Origin of the sequence: Kitasatospora sp. NPDC006697 (assembly GCF_042869935.1) — a bacterium.
In the GTDB taxonomy this organism is placed as follows: Bacteria; Actinomycetota; Actinomycetes; order Streptomycetales; family Streptomycetaceae; genus Kitasatospora.
In genome coordinates, this window is record NZ_JBIAGU010000014.1 from 123,989 (window position 1) to 142,502 (window position 18,514).

Sequence of the window (18,514 nt, forward strand, 5' to 3'; positions counted from 1 at the left end):
GCGGAAGTCGCGGCGGAAGCGCGCCTCCCCCTCGCCCCCGCCCCTCCCCCTACAGCTCCAGGTCCACCACCACCGGCGCGTGGTCCGAGGTGCCCTTCCCCTTCCGGGCCTCGCGGTCCACGTAGCTGTCGCTGACCGCCGCCGCGAACGGCGCGTTGCCGTAGACCAGGTCGATCCGCATGCCGCGGTTCTTCGGGAAGGCGAGCTGGCGGTAGTCCCAGTAGGTGTACGGGCGGTCGTACTTGAGCGGGCGGGGCACGACGTCCGTCAGGCCGGTCTCGCGCAGCTGGGCCAGGGCGGCGCGCTCCAGCGGGGTGACGTGGGTCTGGCCCTCGAAGGCGGCGAGGTCGAAGACGTCCTCGTCGGCCGGCGCCACGTTGTAGTCGCCGAGCACCGCGAACGGGCGGTCGCCGGCCGCGTCGGCCGCGACGTCCTGACGGAGGGCCTCCAGCCAGTCGAGCTTGTAGCGGTAGTGCGCGTGGCCCACCTCGCGGCCGTTGGGCACGTAGACCGACCAGACCCGGACCGGCCCGCAGGTGGCGCCGATCGCCCGCGCCTCCAGCTCGGGCAGCAGCGCGTCGTCGGCCAGGTAGCCGGGCTGGCCGGGCAGGTCGCGCACGACGTCGTCGAAGCCGACCTTGGAGAGGATCGCCACCCCGTTCCACCGCCCGGTCCCGTGGGCCTCGGTCTCGTAGCCGAGCGCCCGCACCGCCTCGTACGGGAAGGCGTCGGTGGCGCACTTGAGCTCCTGCAGGCAGAGCACATCGGGCTTGGCGCCCTCCAGCCACTCCAGCAGCTTGGGCAGCCGCGCGGTGACGGAGTTGATGTTCCAGGTGGCGATGCGCAGGGTCACGACGATGGCCTTAGCTAGACGGACGAGGAACGGACGCGCCCCCGGCGAGGCGCTCGCCCCCAAAACTACCGCTGCCCCCCGACAGGACCGCCGAAGCTGCCATTGAGGTGAACCCGCCGCCCGCCGGGCCCGCCCTCCCGGCCGCCCTCGCCCGCCGCGCCCAGACTGGCCGGGGACGACTGGCAGGAGGTGCGCACCCGATGCGGCGGTTGCGGGACGAGCGGCTGGAGCGCGACCGGGCGGACCGGGTGGCCGGGCTGCGACGGGAGCGCGACCGGGCCCGCGCGGCGGCTGACGGCGAGCGCCGGGAGCAGCTGGCGGAGCGGGCCGAGGCGGGCGCGCGGGCGCTGGACGGCCGGCTGCCGTTCCTGGACGCGGCCAAGGGCCTGCTGCGCAAGGTGTTCCCGGACCACTGGTCGTTCCTGCTCGGCGAGCTGGCGCTGTACAGCCTGGTCCTGCTGCTGCTCACCGGCGTCTACCTGACCTTCTTCTTCCGGCCCGCCATGGGCGAGGTGGTCTACCACGGCGGTTACGCCCCGCTGCGCGGGGTGCGGATGACCGAGGCCTACGCCAGCACCCTGGCGATCAGCTTCGACGTGCGCGGCGGGCTGCTGATCCGCCAGCTGCACCACTGGTCGGCGCTGGTCTTCCTGGCCTCGATCGGCGTGCACATGCTGCGGGTCTTCTTCACCGGGGCGTTCCGCCGCCCGCGCGAGATCAACTGGCTGATCGGCCTGACCCTGTTCCAGCTGGCCCTGGTGGAGGGCTTCGCCGGCTACTCGCTGCCCGACGACCTGCTCTCCGGCACCGGCCTGCGCACCGCCCAGGGCTTCATGCTGGCCGTCCCGCTGGTCGGCAGCTACCTGGCGTTCTTCGCCTTCGGCGCCGAGTGGCCGGGCCGGGACATCGTGTCCCGGCTGTACACCACCCACGTGCTGCTGCTGCCCGGTCTGCTGGTGGGGCTGGTGACGGCCCATCTGATCCTGGTCTTCTACCTGAAGCACACCCAGTGGGCCGGCCCGGGCCGGAGCAACCGCAACGTGGTCGGCAAGCCGCTGTTCCCGCAGTTCTCGGCGCAGACCGCGGGCCTGGCGGCACTGGTCTTCGGGGTGCTGTCGGTGCTGTCGGCGGTGGCGCAGATCAACCCGATCTGGCTGTACGGCCCGTACCGCGCGGACCAGGCCTCCACGGACGCCCAGCCGGACTGGTACATGGGCTTCCTGGAGGGCGCGCTGCGGCTGATGCCGGGCGCCGAGACCCGGTTCTGGGGGCACACGGTCTCCTGGAACCCGCTGCTGCCGGCCGTGGTGCTGCCGCTGCTGCTCTTCGCGGCGCTCTACGCCTACCCGTTCGTGGAGGTCTGGATCACCGGCGACCGCGGCGAGCACCACCTCTGCGACCGCCCGCGCGACCGGCCGACCCGCACCGCGGTCGGCACCGCCGGGGTGACGGCCTACGGGGTGCTGCTGCTGGCGGGTGCGCAGGACGTGCTGGCGTACAAGTTCGAGGTCTCGGTGAACGGGCTGGACTGGGCGCTGCGGATCGCGCTCTTCGTGCTGCCGGTGCTGGCCTTCTGGCTGACCCGCTGGCTCTGCCTGGCGCTGCAGTCCCGGGACCGCACCCGGATCGCCGACGGCCGGCCCACCGGCGAGGTCCGGCAGACCGTCGAGGGCGGCTTCGAGCAGGACCACGAGCAGCTGACGGAGCGGCAGGCGTACTCCCTGACGGTCGGTCAGCGCCCGGCGCCCGTCGAGGCGGCCGACGGCTCGCGGCGCGAGCGGCTGCGGGCGGCGCTGAGCGATTGGTACTACCGGGACCGGGTCTGAGCGTGAGCGCACCACCGCTTGGTGGTTGAATCTACCTCCTGCGCCGGGTGTGACCATGGGTGAGGGGGAGGCAGCTGGTGTTGCTGAGTCTGTCGCGGGGCATCGAGGCCCTGTACGGCGGTTGGGGGGACGGCCGCCAGTTGGTCGACCAGTTCCGGGCGGCCACGCTGCTCTGCCCGCTCGCGCCGGACGGCGAGCCGATGGCGGGCGAGCTGGGCGGACTGCTCTGGCTCTACGCCTTCACCGACGAGCCCGCGCTGGCCCGGTTCGCCCGGGCCCGCGGCGAGGGCGGCCGGCGCTGGGACTTCGCCCGGATCGGCGGCGACCTGCTGCTGGACGTGGCGGTGCCGCGCCTGGACGGGCCCGGCGGCGTGGCGGTGGACGTCGGCGGGCCGCGCCCGCTGGCCTTCCCGGGCACGGCCGCGACGGCGACGACGACGAGGACGGCGAGGACGGCGGCGACGGCGGGGGCGGTCCGATGAGCAGCGCGGCGGCCGACGGCGGCGGGGGCGGCGGGAACAGCGGCTACACGGTGCTGCCCCAGGCGCTGGAGAGCGCGGCCAAGGGCATCAACGACGCGATCGCCGAGCTGAAGACCCTGGGCTTCGTCGGCGAGGCCACCGAGGGCCGCGGCTTCGGCCACATGGGCATGGAGACCTGGCAGTTCGGCCACGACAAGGCGCACGCCGCGTTCAGCCACTTCCTGGACCGCTGGGGCTGGGGCGTGCGCACCCTGGTCCAGGACGGCAACCAGATCGCCACCCGGCTGGGCCTGAGCGCCGGTCTCTACTACGAGCAGGAGAACTACGCCCAGGGCCTGCTCAAGAACATCGTCAACGCCTCCATGGGAAACCCGCACCTGACCAGCGACCAGGTCGCGGCGCAGTCCTGGTCCCAGACCTGGGCCGACAACCCGATCAACGACGACATCAACCACCCGGACGGCGCCAAGGACCTCGAGAAGGCCAACGAGAACATCCGCAAGACCTGGGCCGCCGAGGGCAAGGACTTCGCCAAGACCGAGCAGCAGCGCCACGGCCTCGACCTGCTGCTGGGCGGCCTGCTGTGAGCGGGCTGCCCCCGGGGGCGCTCTACGGCAGCTGGCTGCAGGAGCTGGAGCTCGGGCAGGCCGACGACCCGGCCCAGCTGCTGCACGGCGACCCGGAGCAGCTGCACAAGAACGCCGAGCACCTGCACAAGTTCTCGATCGCCTTCGAGGAGACCCACTCCGGCCTGGCCGCGCTGGACACCGTGCACTGGCAGGGCAAGGCCGGTGAGGCGTTCCGCGCCAAGTACGCCGAGCACCCGCAGAAGTGGGCGGACGCGGCGACCGCCTGCGGCCAGGCGGCGGTGGCGCTGGAGGACTTCGCGCACATCGTCGCCTGGGCCCAGGAGCAGGCCAAGCAGGCGCACGACAGCTACCAGGCGGCGCAGAACAGCTCCAAGGCCGCCAAGTCGCAGTGGGACCAGTCGGTCAAGGACTACAAGCAGGGCGTCGACAGCTACAACAAGGCGGTGGCGGCCGGCCAGTCCCCGGACCGCCGGCCCACCGATCCGGGCGCCTTCCAGGATCCGGGCGACAGCGGCCGGGCGGCGGCCGAGGCCCAGCTGAAGGAGGCCCGGCGCCAGCGCGACGCGGCGGGCGTCAAGGTGGCCGCGGTGCTGGACCACGCGACCGGGCTGGCGCCGGCCAAGCCCGGGTTCTGGCAGCAGATGAAGGATGACTTCCACGACGTGGTGGAGGACGCCCCGAGCGAGCTGCTGCACCTGGCGGGCGGCGTGGTCAAGGGCGTCACCGGGATCGTCGACTTCGCCCGCTCGCTCAACCCCCAGGATCCCTACAACCTCACCCACCCCGCGCAGTACGTGGACGGGCTCTCCACCACGCTGGCCGGGCTGGTCAACGCCGGGCAGCACCCGACCAAGCTGATCCAGGGCCTGATCGGCACCGGCTGGGGCTCGGACCCCACGCAGGCCACCGGCAACCTGATACCCAACCTGGTGCTCGGTGCCGCCACCGACGGAGCGGGCGCGGCCGAGGGCGTCTCCACCGAGCTGGCCTCGGCCGGCGCCAAGGACCTCGCCACCAGCACGGCGGAGAGCGCCGCGGAGAAGGCGGCGACCGGCACCGGCGAGGACGCGGCCGGGTTCGCCACCGACTTCGGCGCCCCGCTCCAGGTGCCGGCCGGCGGCGGCGTGCCGGTGCTGGACCAGGCGGCGGTGGACAGTGCGCAGGCCTCGCTGGACTCGATCGAGCAGGGCCTGGACAAGCTCGATCCGGACCTCTCCAAGGTCAGCACCATCCCGCCGGAGGACCCGCTGGCGGCGGCCGCCAACCGCAATGTCGACATCAGCACGATCAAGGGCGACCCGCTCTGGCGCACCACCGACGAGCCGCTCTACCGCTGGGACGACCGCACGCCGGACGACATCGTCAAGAGCGAAGGCTTCCAGCCCTGGAACACTGACAACACCGACCTGCCCGGCTACGTGCGGTCGAACAAGCAGTCGGTCTTCGTCGGCACCACCCGCGACCCGGCCTACACGCACGGCTCCAAGTTCCGGTACGAGGTGGACGCGCCCGGCGGCATCGACGTCAACGCCTCGGTGCCGGACAACCCGTGGAGCGTCGAGGAGGAGATCGCCATGCCGGGCGGGATCAAGCTGGAGAACGTCAAGGGCTGGCAGACCTTCGACCCGGCCACCAAGGAGTTCGGGCCGTTCCAGCCGAACCCGTACTACAAACCGAGCTCGGGCGTCGCGGGAGCCAGACCTTGACCCCCGCAGGCGCCGACCCGATGGAGCAGCGAGCGATGACCACCCCCCGGCCGGAGCGGCCCGAGCCGCCGCTCACCCCGGCCCTGCGCGCCGAGGCCCGGACCCGTCCGAACAGCTGGCTGTACGCCACCGACCCGGCCTTCGGCCCGGACGAGCAGGTGCCGCCGTTCGGCGTCATCGGCGGCTGGCAGGTGGACGGGCGCGGGGAGGTGGCCGGTTACTGGGCCAACCCGACCTACCGCCCGTCCCCGCAGGCGCTCGGGCTGCCCGCGCCGCACGGCCCGCTGGAGGCGCTGCTGCAGCGCGCGGCCACCGGCTACGCGGCGGACGACGAGCTGGCGGCCGCGGTCGCCGACGGGCCGCTGCTGGTGGTCGCCCGGCCCGAGGCCGACGCGCTGTACCTGGTGGACGACGCGGTGGAGGCCTGCACCTCGCCCGAGCTGGTGCCCGCCGCCTGGCCCGGCTGGCGCGAGGTGACCGGCCGTCAGCTCGCCGAGGCGCTGCCCGGGGCCGTGGTGCGGCTCAACCCGGGCAGCCGGGTCAGCGTCACCGTGCCGCTGGCCGAGCTCCCCGTGGCCCGGGCCGCCGGCTCCACCCTGCCGCCGCTCTCCGCCGGCCGGCGCCCGGCCGGGCAGGCACTGCTGAGCTGGCTGGCCGACCCCGCGGCACCGCGGGCCTGCCTTGTCACCGGTTCCTCCGGCAGCGGCCGCTCCCACCTGGTGCGCTGGCTGGCGAGCGCCTGCCCGCCGGACGAGCCGCGCCCGACCCGCCGGGTGCACGCCGTGCTGGACGCCACCGGGCTTGGCCCGCGCGGCGCCGCCTGGCGGCTCGGCCGGGCCTTCGCCCGCGCCACCGGCAGCCCGGAGGCGCTGCTGGCCGAGTTCGCCCGGCTGCCGCGGACCGGTCCGCTGGTCATCGCCGTCACCGACCTGCACCGGGCGGCCGACCCGGCGGGGATCTCCGAGCAGCTGCTCGGGCCGCTGCTGACCCTGCCCGGGCTGCGGCTGCTGGTCGAGGGCGACCGGCCGGAGCTGCCCGGCTCGGCCGTGCTGGACCTGGACGAGCCGCGCTGGACCGACGCCCGGCTCTTCGGCTCCTGGTGCGCCAGGCTCGGCGCACCCGCCGACGCGGTCTACCCGAGCCCGACGCTGGGCCTGCTCGCCGCCGCCGCGCCGGGTGGCGCCGAGGCGGCCGACGTCTGCCGGCAGTGGTGGGAGGCGCTGCCCGCGGAGCTGCGGCCGACCGTGCGGGCGCTGGCCGCCGCCGGGCAGCCGCTGACCGCGGGTCAGTGGGCCGCGTTGCCCGGCTCGGGCGGCGCCGAGGCGGTGCGCCGCTGCGCACTGCTGCTGCCGGCCGAGCCCGACGGGCGGAGCTGGCGGCTGCGGCCGGACCGGCTGGTCGAGCTGGCCGCCGCCGACGCGCCGCTGCCCGCGCCCGCCGAGCTCACCGACGCGCTGCTACGGCAGCTGCCCCGGCGGCCGGACGGCGAGCTCGACACCGGCGCGGCCGAGCCCGAGCTGGTGGAGCTGCTGGCCGCCTGCGCGCTGCGCTCGCACGGCCCGCTGGAGCTGCTGGAGAAGGCCGACGTGCTGGTCCGGGCCACCACCGCGACCGTCGCGGCGACGCTCGACCAGGTGCCGGAGCAGCTCCGGGCCACCCGCAAGGTGCGGGCCTGGGAGCTGGCCGGGCCGGCCCTGACGGCCGCCGCCGACCTGGGCACCCGGGCCACCGTGGCCAGCTTCCACCTGCTCGCCCAGGACCCCCGGCCCCGGCCCGGCCTGCCCTGGCGGATCGTCTGGGCCCGCTGGGAGCCGACCGTGGCCCTGGCGCCCGGCCAGGGCCCCTACGCCGGGGCGGTGCTGGTGCTGGACGCGGACGGCCGGCTGCACGAGCTCGACCAGGCCGACGGCAGCCACCGCAACCCGCCGGGCGACTGGCCAGGCCCGGCCCTGCCCGATGCCCTGGCCTGCACGCCGCAGGGCGGTCTGCTCACCCTGGACCAGGTGCGCCCGGTGGTGCCCGAGCCGACCGCGCTGGCCGCGACCGCCGCCGGCCCGGCGGTCGGCGACGCCGGCGGCTCGCTGCACTGGCTGCCCGGCGGGCTGCGCTCCCCCGAGCCGCTGCACCCCGGGCCGGTGACGGCCGTCGCGGCCGCCCTGCTGGACGGCGCGCCGCTGCTGGCCTCGGGCGGGCAGGACGGCGGGGTGCGGCTCTGGGCGCCGGGCCACGCGCTCGCGCCCGACCCGGTGGACCACCGGCGGGTCGGGGTCAGCGCGGTCGCGCTGGGCGGGCGGCTGCTGGTCGCCGCCTGGGCCGACGGCCTGGTCCGGCTGCGCCGGCTCACCGCCGGGGGCGGCACCAGCGACCTGCTGCTCGGCGCCCCCGTGCACTCGGCCGCGGTGGGCGCCGAGGGGCGGATCCTGCTGGCCACCCGGGACGGCGTGCTGGCGCTGGAGTGGCCGGAGTGACCCGGCGTCAGCCCTCCCGCCGGGCGTACTGGAAGACGAACCCGGCGATCCCCGGCGCCAGCACGCCCACCCCGATCAGCGCCAGCCAGGTGCCGAACACCACGCCCAGCGCCAGCACCGCCGCCCCCGCCGCCGTGAGCACCGGGTAGGCGCTGGCCGGGGCGAAGAAGGCGAGCGGGCCGGTGCCGGCCGCGATGTCGGCCGACCCGTCGTCGGACGGGCGGCGGGTCTGCCGCACCACCTGGGCCCAGCAGAAGACGGCGACCAGCGAGGCCATCAGGAAGGCCACCACCAGCGCCGCCTTGCCGGCCGGCTCGCGGGCGAACCAGCCGTAGATCCCGGCGGTGACGGCGAAGAAGCCGGCCACCCCGGTGAAGAGCCAGGCCTCCGCCTTCACTCCGCACGCTCCCGTTCCTCGGTCGCCTGGCGGCTGTGCTCCGGGTGGTGCAGGTCGAACGCCGGGCACTCCGAGCGGATCCGCGGCATCGCGTGGAAGTTGTGCCGGGGCGGCGGGCAGGAGGTGGCCCACTCCAGCGAGCGCCCGTACCCCCAGGGGTCGTCCTCGGTCACCGCGGGCGCGTACCTGGCGGTGTGCCAGACGTTGTAGAGGAACGGCAGCGTGGACAGCCCCAGCAGGAACGCGCCGATCGAGGAGATCGTGTTCAGCGTGGTGAAGCCGTCCGACGCCAGGTAGTCGGCGTACCGGCGCGGCATGCCCTCGGCGCCGAGCCAGTGCTGCACCAGGAAGGTCGCCTGGAAGGCGGGCAGCAGCAGCCAGAAGTGGATCCTGCCCAGCCGCTCGTCGAGCATCCGGCCGGTGATCTTGGGCCACCAGAAGTAGAAGCCGGCGAAGGTCGCGAAGACCACCGTGCCGAACAGCACGTAGTGCAGGTGCGCCACCACGAAGTAGCTGTCGGTGACGTGGAAGTCGATCGGCGGGGCGGCCAGCAGGACCCCCGTCAGGCCGCCGAGCAGGAAGGTCACCATGAAGCCGAGGGAGAAGAGCATCGGCGTCTCGAAGGACAGCGATCCGCCCCACATCGTGCCCACCCAGTTGAAGAACTTCACGCCGGTGGGCACCGCGATCAGCAGCGAGGTGAGCGAGAAGAACGGCAGCAGCACCTGCCCGGTGGCGAACATGTGGTGCGCCCAGACCACGGCCGAGAGCGCGGTGATCGCGATGGTGGCGCCGATCAGGCCGCTGTAGCCGAAGACCGGCTTGCGGCTGAAGACCGGGATGATCTCGCTGACGATGCCGAAGAACGGCAGCGCCACGATGTAGACCTCGGGGTGCCCGAAGAACCAGAACAGGTGCTGCCAGAGCAGCGCCCCGCCGTTGGCCGGGTCGAAGACGTGGCTGCCGAGCCGCCGGTCGGCCTCCAGGGCGAAGAGCGCGGCGGTCAGCACCGGGAAGGCCAGCAGCGCCAGGATCGAGGTGAAGAGCACGTTCCAGGTGAAGATCGGCATCCGGAACAGCGTCATCCCCGGCGCCCGCAGGCAGACGATGGTGGTGATGAAGTTGACCGACCCGAGGATGGTGCTCAGGCCGGCCACCACCAGGCCCATCGCCCACAGGTCGCCGCCCGCGCCGGGGCTGTGCACCGGGCCGTTCAGCGGCGCGTAGGCGAACCAGCCGAAGGAGGCGGCGCCGTTGCTGGTGAAGAAGCCGCCGACCACCATCAGCCCGCCGAACAGGTACACCCAGTAGGTGAAGGCGTTCAGCCGCGGGAAGGCCACGTCGGGCGAGCCGATCTGCAGCGGCATCACGGCGTTGGCGAAGCCGGCGAAGGTCGGGGTGGCGAAGAGCAGCATCATCACCGTGCCGTGGATGGTGAAGAGCTGGTTGTACTGCTCGTTGGTGAACAGCTGCAGCCCGGGCCGGGCCAGCTCGGCCCGCATCAGCATCGCCAGGATGCCGGCGAACAGGAAGAATCCGAACGCGGTGACCAGGTAGAGGTTCCCGATCGCCTTGTGGTCGGTGGTGGTCAGCCAGCCCAGCACCCGCTCGCCGCGGCGCACCCGGGTCTCGACCGCCGGGGCCGGTTCGGCGAGCTGGGTCATCCGGCCTGCACCTCCCACACCTCGGACACCTTCGGTGACCATGCAATCACCGATGGCCACCGCCTGGCGGGGAGGCGCGCGGTCAGCGTTCCACGCGGGAGCGTTTCACCGTCCGGAAGCGGCGGGCCACGGCCCGGGCCAGGTCGGCCGCGCCGATCAGGCCCGCCTCGTTGCCGAGGGCGGCGGGCACGATCGCGGCCTCGGGGCGGAATCCCCGGCCGGTCAGGGTGCGGCGGAAGCTCTCCTGCGCGGGCGCGAGCAGCAGGTCGCCGGCGGCCGAGACGCCGCCGCCGATCACGAACCGGCCCGGGTCCAGGGCGGCGGCCAGGTTGGCCAGACCGGTGCCCAGCCAGCTGCCGATGTCGTGCAGCAGCTCGACGGCCATCGGGTCGCCGTCCCGGGCCGCCTCCGTCACCAGCGGACCGGTGATCGCCGCGACGTCGCCGCCGACCCGGGCGAGCAGCGGCTGCGCCACCGGCGACTCGGCGGCGGCCAGCTCCCGGGCCTCCCGGACCAGCGCGTTGCCGGAGGAGTACTGCTCCCAGCAGCCGCGGTTGCCGCAGGGGCAGCGGTGGCCGCCGGGCACCACCTGCATGTGGCCGAACTCGCCGGCCAGCCCGTACCGCCCACGGTCCACGTAGCCCTGCCGGACCACGGCGCCGCCGATCCCGGTGCCCAGGGTGATCATCACCACCAGGTCCTCGCCGCGGCCGGCGCCGAACCGCCACTCGGCCCAGGCGGCCGCGTTGGCGTCGTTCTCCACCACCACCGGGAACCTCAGCCGGTCGCTGAGCGCCTCCCGCAGCGGCTCGTCGCGCCAGTTCAGGTGCGGGGCGAAGAGCACCCGGGAGCGGTCGGAGTCCACCCAGCCCGCGGCGCCGATGCCGACGGCGTGCACGTCGTGCCGGTCGGCCAGCTCCAGCACCAGCTCGACGATGACGTCCTCGACCACCTTGGGGCTCTTGCTCTTGTCCGGGGTGTCGGCGCGCAGCTGCTCGACGATGGCGCCCTCGCCGCTGACCACCCCGGCGACCACCTTGGTGCCGCCGATGTCGATGCCGATGGTGGGCAGCCGGAGCACTCCGGCGGGCAGGGTGCGGCGGCGGTCGCGGTACCGCTCGGGGCGGCCCGCCTGCCCGGTGCGCTGACCGAGGCCGCGCTGGCCGAGGCCGAGCAGGGCGGGCAGGACGGGTTGGCCACTGCGGCCGGAGGACTGGGTCACGCGGTGACGATACGCCCCGCCAGATGGGAATCGCCTGATCGAATCCTGAAGATCACATCCGCCGCTGCACACGACGTCCGCGCTCGGATGACAGACTGGGGGCGGTCACCGCGGGGATTCTCATGTACACGTGATCTTCCTCTCAGGTTTCCTTCAGCTTGTCGGGCAACCGGGAATGCGTTCACGCCGTCCCCTTTACCTGACAGCTCCACCGAAGCTCCACCCACCCGCCCCAGCTCCACCCGATTGCGCACCGGCCACCGGTCCGGGCGGTCTGATCCCGGATACGAGACGTAGATGCAACTGACAGGTCAGCCCTTCCTGATCCTTACGATCATCCTGGTGCCGGTCTCCGTCCTGCTCGCCCTGCTGCTCTGGGGCCGGGTGCGCGGACCGAAGCCGGTGCAGCTGCTGACCCGCCTGGTGATGATCCTCTTCTGCCAGGCCACGGCGGTGACCATGGTCTTCGTCATGGTCAACAACGCCAACCTGATCTACGGCAACTGGAGCGACCTGCTCGGTTCGGACAGCCACGTGCGGGCGGTGCCGGACCCGCCGGCCGCCGACGCCGGGGCCGGCACTCCGGCCGGCCAGCCGGGGGCGGGCAACGACGCCAAGCCGGCCAAGGTGCTGCAGCAGTTCAAGGGCGTGGGCGACCCGCTGGTTCCGTCGGACGTGCAGACCACCGACCTGAAGGGCCAGCTCTCCGGGGTGGACGGCGAGGTCAACGTCTGGCTGCCGCCGCAGTACAACGACCCGGCCTGGAAGGACAAGAAGTTCCCGGTGGTGGAGCTGCTGCCGGGCTTCCCCGGCTCCTCCAAGACCTGGTTCGGCACCCTGAAGGTCTCCGACCAGCTGAAGCCGCTGATGCAGTCCGGCCAGGTGACCCCGTTCATCCTGATCTCGCCGCGCACCCAGCTGATCAGCACCACCGTGGACACCGGCTGCGCCAACGTGCCGGGCAAGGTGAACGCGGACACCTGGATCTCCCAGGACGTGCCGAACATGATCATCGACAACTTCCGCGCCGACCCCTCCCCCGCCGCCTGGGCGGTGGCCGGCTACTCGGCCGGCGGGCACTGCGCGGACCGGATGGCGCTGCTGCACCCGGAGCGCTACCGGGCCGGCATCAGCCTCTCCGGCTACAGCGACCCGGGCGCGGAGGAGCTGTCGCTGACCGCCAAGGACCCCAAGCTGCGGCAGGCCGCCAACCCGCTCTACATCCTGCAGCACGCCGCCAACCCGCCCAAGGTCGCGCTCTTCCAGAGCGGCAACAAGGGCGACGGCTACGAGGACGGCCAGGCGCTGGCCGCCGCCGCCAAGGCGCCGACCACGGTGACGGTGCAGGAGACCACCGGTCCGCACACCCCGTCGGTCTGGCGGCCGATGCTGCCGGACGTCTTCAAGTGGCTGACCGCGCTGATCCCGGCACCGCACTGACGCCCTGCTGACCCGGCACCGGCCGACCGGCCCGACGGCTGATGCCGGGTCAGGCCAGTTCCAGCGCCAGGTAGAAGTCCACCCGGTCCTCCAGCCGCGACAGGTCGCGCCCGGTCAGCTCCTCGATCCGGCCGATCCGGTACCGCAGGGTGTTCACGTGGACATGCAGCTGGGCGGCGCACCTGGTCCAGGAGCCGTCGGAGCGCAGGAACGCCTCCAGGGTCCGCACCAGATCGGCCTGGTGCTCGATGTCGTAGCCGATCACCTTGTCCAGCAGCCGGCTGCGGAAGGCCCGCCGCACCTCGTCCGGCACGGCGGCCAGCAGCAGCACGTGCGAGGCCAGCTCCTCGGGCCCGGCCACGCAGACCCGGCCGACCCGGGCGGCGGCGATCCGCCGGGCGTGCCGGGCCTCCTCCAGCGCGCCGCGCAGCCCGCCGGCCTCCGGGGCCGGCGCCGAGACGCCCAGCGTGATCCGGCCCTCGGAGCCGAGCCCGGCCTCCAGCGGCGCGAGCAGCTCGCGCAGCGCGTCGGCGGGCACGGCGGCGGGCAGCGCGGGCAGGACCACCACGGCGACGGTGCCCGAGCCGGCCACCAGGGCCTGCTCGGAGATGCCGGTCAGCGCCTCCTCCAGCAGGGTGCGCACCGCCCCGTCGGGCAGGCCGGTGCCTTCGGCGCTGAGCGCCAGCCAGGAGCCGTCGGGGCCGGCCGGGCCGGCGGGGCCGCCCTCGTAACCGGCGGCCATCGCGGTGGAGGCGTGCAGGGTGCGGCTGATCTCGGCCGGGTCGGCGTCGCGCTGCAGCAGGGTCAGCACCTCGTCGGCCAGCCGGCGGCGCAGCCGGCGGCCCTCGTCGCGCCGGATCCGCTCGGCGGCGACCAGCCGGCCCAGGTTCTCGGCGAGCTGCTGGCGCTTGGTGGTCCATTCGGTGACGTCGCCGGCGATCGCCAGCACCCAGTCGGCCAGCGGCGCCTCGGCCTCCGGGTCGGCGGCGGCGGGCAGCAGCGAGTAGGAGCCGGAGACCAGCCGGGCCCGGTGCGGCGGGCGGCGGCGCTGGCGCTGGGCGGCCAGGTGGGCGCGGACCAGCTGGTCGCGGTCCTCGGCGCCGAGCCGGTCGGCGGGCCCGGCCACCACCCGGCCGGTCGGCGCGAGCACCCAGCAGTCCAGGTCGAGGTCGCCGCCGAGCAGGTCGAGCACGGCGTCCAGCCCGCCGCCGCCGGCCGCCGAGACCAGCAGCCGGTGCCGGTCCACCAGGGCGGCCAGGTCGGCGGCCCGGTCGGCGGAGACCTGGCGGCCGATGAACTCGGTCAGGGTGGAGAAGGCGATGTCGTCGGGGACGGCGAGCAGCGGCATCCGGTGCCGCCGGCAGGCGTCCACCAGGTCCTCGGGCACCGGTCCGACCTCGGCCTCGCCGGCCGCCAGGGCGACCGCGCCGCCGGCCGCCAGGGTGCGGACGAACCGCTCGGAGTCCTCGGGGGCGGTGCGCCAGAGCATGCCGGTGAGCACCAGTTCGCCGCCGTGCAGGTAGCGGCCCGGGTCGTGGAGGTCGGTGGTCATGACCCCGCTGACCTGCCGGTCGAGCTCCTCCTCGGCGGCCAGCAGACGGAGTCTCGGGGCTCCGGGGGCGAGCAGGTCACGGACGCGCATCCGCTGACTCCTTTGTCTGGACGGGTGGCCGGATCGAGGATGGAGGGGGACAGTGTGCCCGATTTCCGGCCGTTCGGTGTTACGTATCAGCGGCCGGTCGGGTTACGGTGCCGTCGCTCGGCCGTTACGGCCCGATCACGGGCGCAAGGGGCGTCTGGGACCTCGCCCAACTGGGCATTCTCCGTTCTTAGAGGAACGTACAGGATGCCGGGCGGGACCGGCGCACGGGCTTCATGCCATCGGTGACTGCCTCCGGGGCGCCGCACGGCGGTTCACTGGCTGACACGCCGCCGGACACACCCCCGCACTGCCGCCCGCCAATCGGGCGAGGGCGCGGCGGGTTCCGGGCACAGTGCCCACGGGTTCGATCGGCTTCGACTTGAGGAGACACCCGCATGGAGTTCCTGCGGCCCGCTAGCTGGGACGAGGCGCTCGCGGCCAAGGCTGAGTTCCCGACCGCGCTGCCGATCTCGGGCGGCACGGACGTGATGGTCGAAATGAACTTCGACGTGCACCGGCCATCGGCGCTGCTTGACCTGAACCGCATCACCGAGCTCGCGGAGTGGTCGGTCGACGACCAGACCGTGCTGCTCGGCGCCTCGGTGCCCTACGCGCGGATCATCGACGAACTGTCCGGGCCGCTGCCCGGCCTGGCGCTGGCCTCGCACACCGTGGGATCGCCGCAGATCCGCAACCGCGGCGGGGTCGGCGGCAACCTGGGCGGTGCCTCCCCGGCCGGCGACGCCCACCCGGCGCTGCTGGCGGCCGGGCGGGACGTCTTCGTGGAGGTGGCCTCGGCCGCCCGCGGCACCCGGCTGATCCCGATCGACGAGTTCTACGTCGGCGTCAAGCGCAACTCGATGGAGCCGGACGAGCTGATCCGCCGGGTGCACATCCCGGTGGCGGACGGCCCGCAGCAGTTCTCCAAGATCGGCACGCGCAACGCCATGGTGATCGCGGTGGCCGCCTTCGGCTTCGCGCTGCACCCGAAGAACGGCACCGTCGGCACCGGCATCGGCTCGGCCGCCCCGACCCCGCGCCGCGCGGTGGAGGCGGAGGAGTACCTGCAGGGCGTGCTCGCCGAGCGCGGGCTGTGGGAGTCCGGCGGGCTGCTCGGCACCGAGGTGGTCCAGCGGTTCGGCGAGCTGGTCAAGGCGGCCGCCTCGCCGATCGACGACGTCCGCGGCACCGCCGCCTACCGGCGGCACACCCTGGCGGTGATGGCCCGGCGCACCCTCACCTGGACCTGGAACGACTACAGCAAGCAGATCAGGAGCGCGGCATGAGGGTCACTTTCACCGCCAACGGCAAGCCCGTCGAGGCGGACGACGTGTGGGAGGGCGAGAGCCTGCTCTACGTGCTGCGCGAGCGGGTCGGCCTGCCGGGTTCCAAGAACGCCTGCGAGCAGGGCGAGTGCGGCTCCTGCACGGTCTACCTGGACGGCGTGCCGGTCTGCTCCTGCCTGGTCGCGGCCGGCCAGGTACAGGACCGCGAGGTCCGCACGGTCGAGGGCCTGGCCGACGAGGTGTCCGGCGAGCTGGGCCTGGTCCAGCAGGCGTTCATCGACGCGGGCGCCGTGCAGTGCGGCTTCTGCACGCCGGGGCTGCTGGTGCAGACCGACGCGCTGCTGGAGCGCGACGCGCAGCCCAGTGACACCGACATCCGCGAGGCGTTGAGCGGCAACCTGTGCCGCTGCACCGGCTACGAGAAGATCATGGACGCGGTGCGGCTGGCCTCCGCCCGCAAGTGCCGGAAGGTGGGTTCCCCCGAATGAGCGCGCGCACGATTCAGGGACAGAAGAACCTCCAGGACATCAACCAGGCGTCCAAGGACGGCATCGGCGGCTCCCCGCTGCGCCCCGACGGCACGCTGAAGGTGAAGGGCGAGTTCGCCTACTCCTCGGACCTGTGGCACGAGGACATGCTCTGGGGCATGGCGCTGCGCTCACCGCACCCGCGGGCCAACATCCTCTCCGTGGACATCTCCGAGGCCGTGAAGACCCCGGGCGTCTACGCGGTGCTGACCCACGACGACATCCCGGGCTCCAAGTTCTACGGCCTGGAGATCCAGGACCAGCCCGCGCTGGCCAAGGACAAGGTCCGCTACCACGGCGAGGCGATCGCGATCGTGGCCGCCGACCACCCGGAGACGGCCCGCCGCGCGGTGAAGAAGATCAGGGTCGAGTACGAGGTGCTCACCCCGATCACCACCGAGGAGCAGTGCCTCGACCCCGCGACCCACGGCTACGTGCACGAGCCGCACGAGTACAAGTCGCACGGGTACGGCAACATCTGCCACGAGCAGAAGCTGGTCTCCGGCCTGGGCGTGACCGAGGAGGTGCGGGCGCTGGCCGATGTGATCGTCGAGGGCGAGTACGAGGTCGGCATGCAGGACCAGGCCTTCCTCGGCCCGGAGTCCGGCCTCGCGGTGCCGGCCGAGGACGGCGGCATCGACCTCTACGTGGCCACCCAGTGGCTGCACGTGGACCGCCAGCAGATCGCCCCGGTGCTGGGCCTGCCGGAGGAGAAGGTCCGGCTCACCCTGGCCGGCGTCGGCGGCGCCTTCGGCGGCCGCGAGGACCTGTCGATGCAGATCCACGCCTGCCTGCTGGCGCAGCGCACCGGCAAGCCGGTCAAGATCGTCTACGCCCGTGACGAGTCCTTCTTCGGCCACGTGCACCGCCACCCGGCGAAGATGCGGTACGAGCACGGCGCGACCCGCGACGGCAAGCTGGTCTTCGCCGACGCCCGGATCGTGCTGGACGGCGGCGCCTACGCCTCCGCCTCCCCCGCGGTGGTCGGCAACGCCGCCTCGCTGGGCCACGGCCCGTACGTGATCCCGAACGTGCGGATGCACGCCATCGCGCTCTACAGCAACAACCCGAGCTGCGGCGCGATGCGCGGCTTCGGCGCGGTGCAGGCGGCCTTCGCCTACGAGTCGCAGATGGACAAGCTCGCCGCCGCGCTCGGCATGGACCCGGTGGAGCTGCGGCAGCTGAACGCGATGGCCGAGGGCGACCACATGCCCACCGGCCAGCGGATCGACTCGCCGGCCCCGGTGGCCGAGCTGCTGCAGCGGGTGAAGGACATGCCGCTGCCGCCGCCGCTGGACCTGACCCACCTGGACGTCCGCCAGCTGCCCGGCGCGCTCTCCAACACCTCGCACGGCGAGGGCATCGTGCGCGGGGTCGGCTACTCGGTGGGCATCAAGAACGTCGGCTTCTCCGAGGGCTTCGACGACTACTCCACCGCCCGGGTGCGCCTGGAGGTGATCGGCGGCGAGCCGGTCGCCATGGTGCACACGGCGATGGCCGAGGTCGGGCAGGGCGGCATCACGGTGCACGCCCAGATCGCCCGCACCGAGCTCGGGGTCGAGCAGGTCACCATCCACCCGGCCAACACCGAGGTCGGCTCGGCCGGCTCCACCTCCGCCTCCCGGCAGACCTACATGACGGGCGGCGCGGTGAAGCTCGCCGCCGAGGCCGTGAAGCTGGCGCTGATCGACAAGGGCCGCAAGCGCTACGGCTGGACCCAGCACGACATCGACCTGGCCGGCGGCAAGGTGGTCTCCGAGTCGGCGGGCGTGCTGGTGTCGATGGTGGACCTGCTCGGCGACGAGGCGATCGACCTGACCCGCGAGCACCACCACCGGCCGACCGAGGCCTTCGACAAGGAGACCGGCCAGGGCTTCGGCCACGTGCAGTACACCTTCTGCGCCAACCGCGCGGTGGTGGACGTGGACGTGGAGCTGGGCCTGGTCAAGGTGGTCGAGCTGACGGCCGCCCAGGACGTCGGCAAGGCGCTCAACCCGCTCTCGGTGGTCGGCCAGATCCAGGGCGGCTGCACCCAGGCGCTCGGTCTCGCCGTGATGGAGGAGATCATCGTCCGGGACGGCAAGGTGCGCAACGCCTCCTTCACCGACTACCTCATCCCGACCATCCTGGACACCCCGCCGATCCCGGTGGACGTCCTGGAACTGCCCGACCCGAACGCCCCGTACGGGCTGCGCGGCGTCGGCGAGGCGCCCACGGTCTCCGCCACCCCCTCGATCGTGGCCGCCATCCGCCAGGCCACCGGGATCGCGCTCAACCGCATCCCGGTCCGCCCCGAGCACCTGACCGGCACGCTCTGACGGCCTCCCCGGGGCGGTGGGTCCCACCTTTCCCCTGCCGCCCCGGGGCCGCGCTTCCGCCCGCCGGAAGCGCTCCCCCGCTGCCTCTCCCAC

General features: G+C 73.6%; 14 protein-coding genes. 9 read left to right on the forward strand and 5 right to left on the reverse strand.

The window, feature by feature from the left end; all coding sequences use genetic code 11:
• Window positions 1–49 precede the first annotated feature (49 nt).
• Window positions 50–847, reverse strand: a complete 798-nt coding sequence (locus ACFYNO_RS21245) for an exodeoxyribonuclease III (protein ID WP_388014685.1) — start codon at window positions 845–847, stop codon at window positions 50–52.
• Between the two features lie 206 nt (window positions 848–1,053).
• Between ACFYNO_RS21245 and ACFYNO_RS21250 the strand changes: the two genes are divergently transcribed.
• The 5 genes from ACFYNO_RS21250 (at window position 1,054) to ACFYNO_RS21270 (ending at window position 7,925) form a co-directional block, all read left to right on the forward strand.
• The gene (locus ACFYNO_RS21250; protein WP_388014370.1) at window positions 1,054–2,679 is read left to right on the forward strand and encodes a cytochrome bc complex cytochrome b subunit; all 1,626 of its coding nucleotides are present in this window, start codon (window positions 1,054–1,056) and stop codon (window positions 2,677–2,679) included.
• A 77-nt stretch (window positions 2,680–2,756) separates the two neighbouring features.
• On the forward strand, window positions 2,757–3,161 hold the full coding sequence (locus ACFYNO_RS21255; protein WP_388014373.1) for a hypothetical protein: 405 nt from the start codon (window positions 2,757–2,759) through the stop codon (window positions 3,159–3,161).
• Entirely contained in the window at window positions 3,158–3,748 is a 591-nt protein-coding gene (locus ACFYNO_RS21260; protein WP_388014376.1) for a hypothetical protein, read from the forward strand. The genes ACFYNO_RS21255 and ACFYNO_RS21260 overlap by 4 nt, the downstream gene beginning before the upstream one ends.
• The gene (locus tag ACFYNO_RS21265; RefSeq protein ID WP_388014379.1) at window positions 3,745–5,457 is read left to right on the forward strand and encodes a putative T7SS-secreted protein; all 1,713 of its coding nucleotides are present in this window, start codon (window positions 3,745–3,747) and stop codon (window positions 5,455–5,457) included. The genes ACFYNO_RS21260 and ACFYNO_RS21265 overlap by 4 nt, the downstream gene beginning before the upstream one ends.
• A gap of 35 nt (window positions 5,458–5,492) precedes the next feature.
• The gene (locus ACFYNO_RS21270; protein ID WP_388014382.1) at window positions 5,493–7,925 is read left to right on the forward strand and encodes a type VII secretion system-associated protein; all 2,433 of its coding nucleotides are present in this window, start codon (window positions 5,493–5,495) and stop codon (window positions 7,923–7,925) included.
• Between the two features lie 7 nt (window positions 7,926–7,932).
• Here ACFYNO_RS21270 and ACFYNO_RS21275 read toward each other — a convergent pair whose 3' ends face one another.
• The 3 genes from ACFYNO_RS21275 to ACFYNO_RS21285 all read right to left on the reverse strand — a co-directional run bounded on the left by ACFYNO_RS21275 (window position 7,933) and on the right by ACFYNO_RS21285 (window position 11,208).
• Window positions 7,933–8,322, reverse strand: a complete 390-nt coding sequence (locus ACFYNO_RS21275) for a cytochrome c oxidase subunit 4 (RefSeq protein WP_388014384.1) — start codon at window positions 8,320–8,322, stop codon at window positions 7,933–7,935.
• Window positions 8,319–9,986 carry a cytochrome c oxidase subunit I gene (gene ctaD, locus ACFYNO_RS21280; RefSeq protein ID WP_388014386.1) on the reverse strand — a complete coding sequence of 556 codons (1,668 nt, stop codon included), beginning with the start codon at window positions 9,984–9,986 and terminating at the stop codon, window positions 8,319–8,321. The genes ACFYNO_RS21275 and ctaD overlap by 4 nt, the downstream gene beginning before the upstream one ends.
• An 82-nt stretch (window positions 9,987–10,068) precedes the next feature.
• Window positions 10,069–11,208, reverse strand: coding sequence for an ROK family glucokinase (locus ACFYNO_RS21285; protein ID WP_388014389.1), 1,140 nt, complete (start codon window positions 11,206–11,208; stop codon window positions 10,069–10,071).
• A 297-nt stretch (window positions 11,209–11,505) separates the two neighbouring features.
• Here ACFYNO_RS21285 and ACFYNO_RS21290 point away from each other — a divergent pair, with 297 nt between their 5' ends.
• Window positions 11,506–12,648 (forward strand): alpha/beta hydrolase, encoded by a 1,143-nt coding sequence (locus ACFYNO_RS21290; RefSeq protein ID WP_388014392.1) that lies wholly within the window; start codon window positions 11,506–11,508, stop codon window positions 12,646–12,648.
• 49 nt (window positions 12,649–12,697) lie between these two features.
• Here the strand turns inward: ACFYNO_RS21290 and ACFYNO_RS21295 are convergent, their stop codons facing one another.
• Window positions 12,698–14,290 (reverse strand): PucR family transcriptional regulator, encoded by a 1,593-nt coding sequence (locus tag ACFYNO_RS21295; RefSeq protein WP_388014395.1) that lies wholly within the window; start codon window positions 14,288–14,290, stop codon window positions 12,698–12,700.
• Between the two features lie 395 nt (window positions 14,291–14,685).
• Between ACFYNO_RS21295 and ACFYNO_RS21300 the strand changes: the two genes are divergently transcribed.
• From ACFYNO_RS21300 to pucD, 3 genes are read left to right on the forward strand one after another with little or no spacing between them, the layout of a single operon-like run.
• Window positions 14,686–15,576, forward strand: a complete 891-nt coding sequence (locus ACFYNO_RS21300) for an FAD binding domain-containing protein (protein WP_388014398.1) — start codon at window positions 14,686–14,688, stop codon at window positions 15,574–15,576.
• Window positions 15,573–16,064: a (2Fe-2S)-binding protein gene (locus ACFYNO_RS21305; RefSeq protein ID WP_388014401.1), complete on the forward strand. Its 492-nt coding sequence runs from the start codon at window positions 15,573–15,575 to the stop codon at window positions 16,062–16,064. Before ACFYNO_RS21300 ends, ACFYNO_RS21305 begins: the two co-directional genes overlap by 4 nt.
• Window positions 16,061–18,421 (forward strand): xanthine dehydrogenase subunit D, encoded by a 2,361-nt coding sequence (gene pucD / locus ACFYNO_RS21310; protein WP_388014404.1) that lies wholly within the window; start codon window positions 16,061–16,063, stop codon window positions 18,419–18,421. The genes ACFYNO_RS21305 and pucD overlap by 4 nt, the downstream gene beginning before the upstream one ends.
• Window positions 18,422–18,514: the final 93 nt, after the last annotated feature.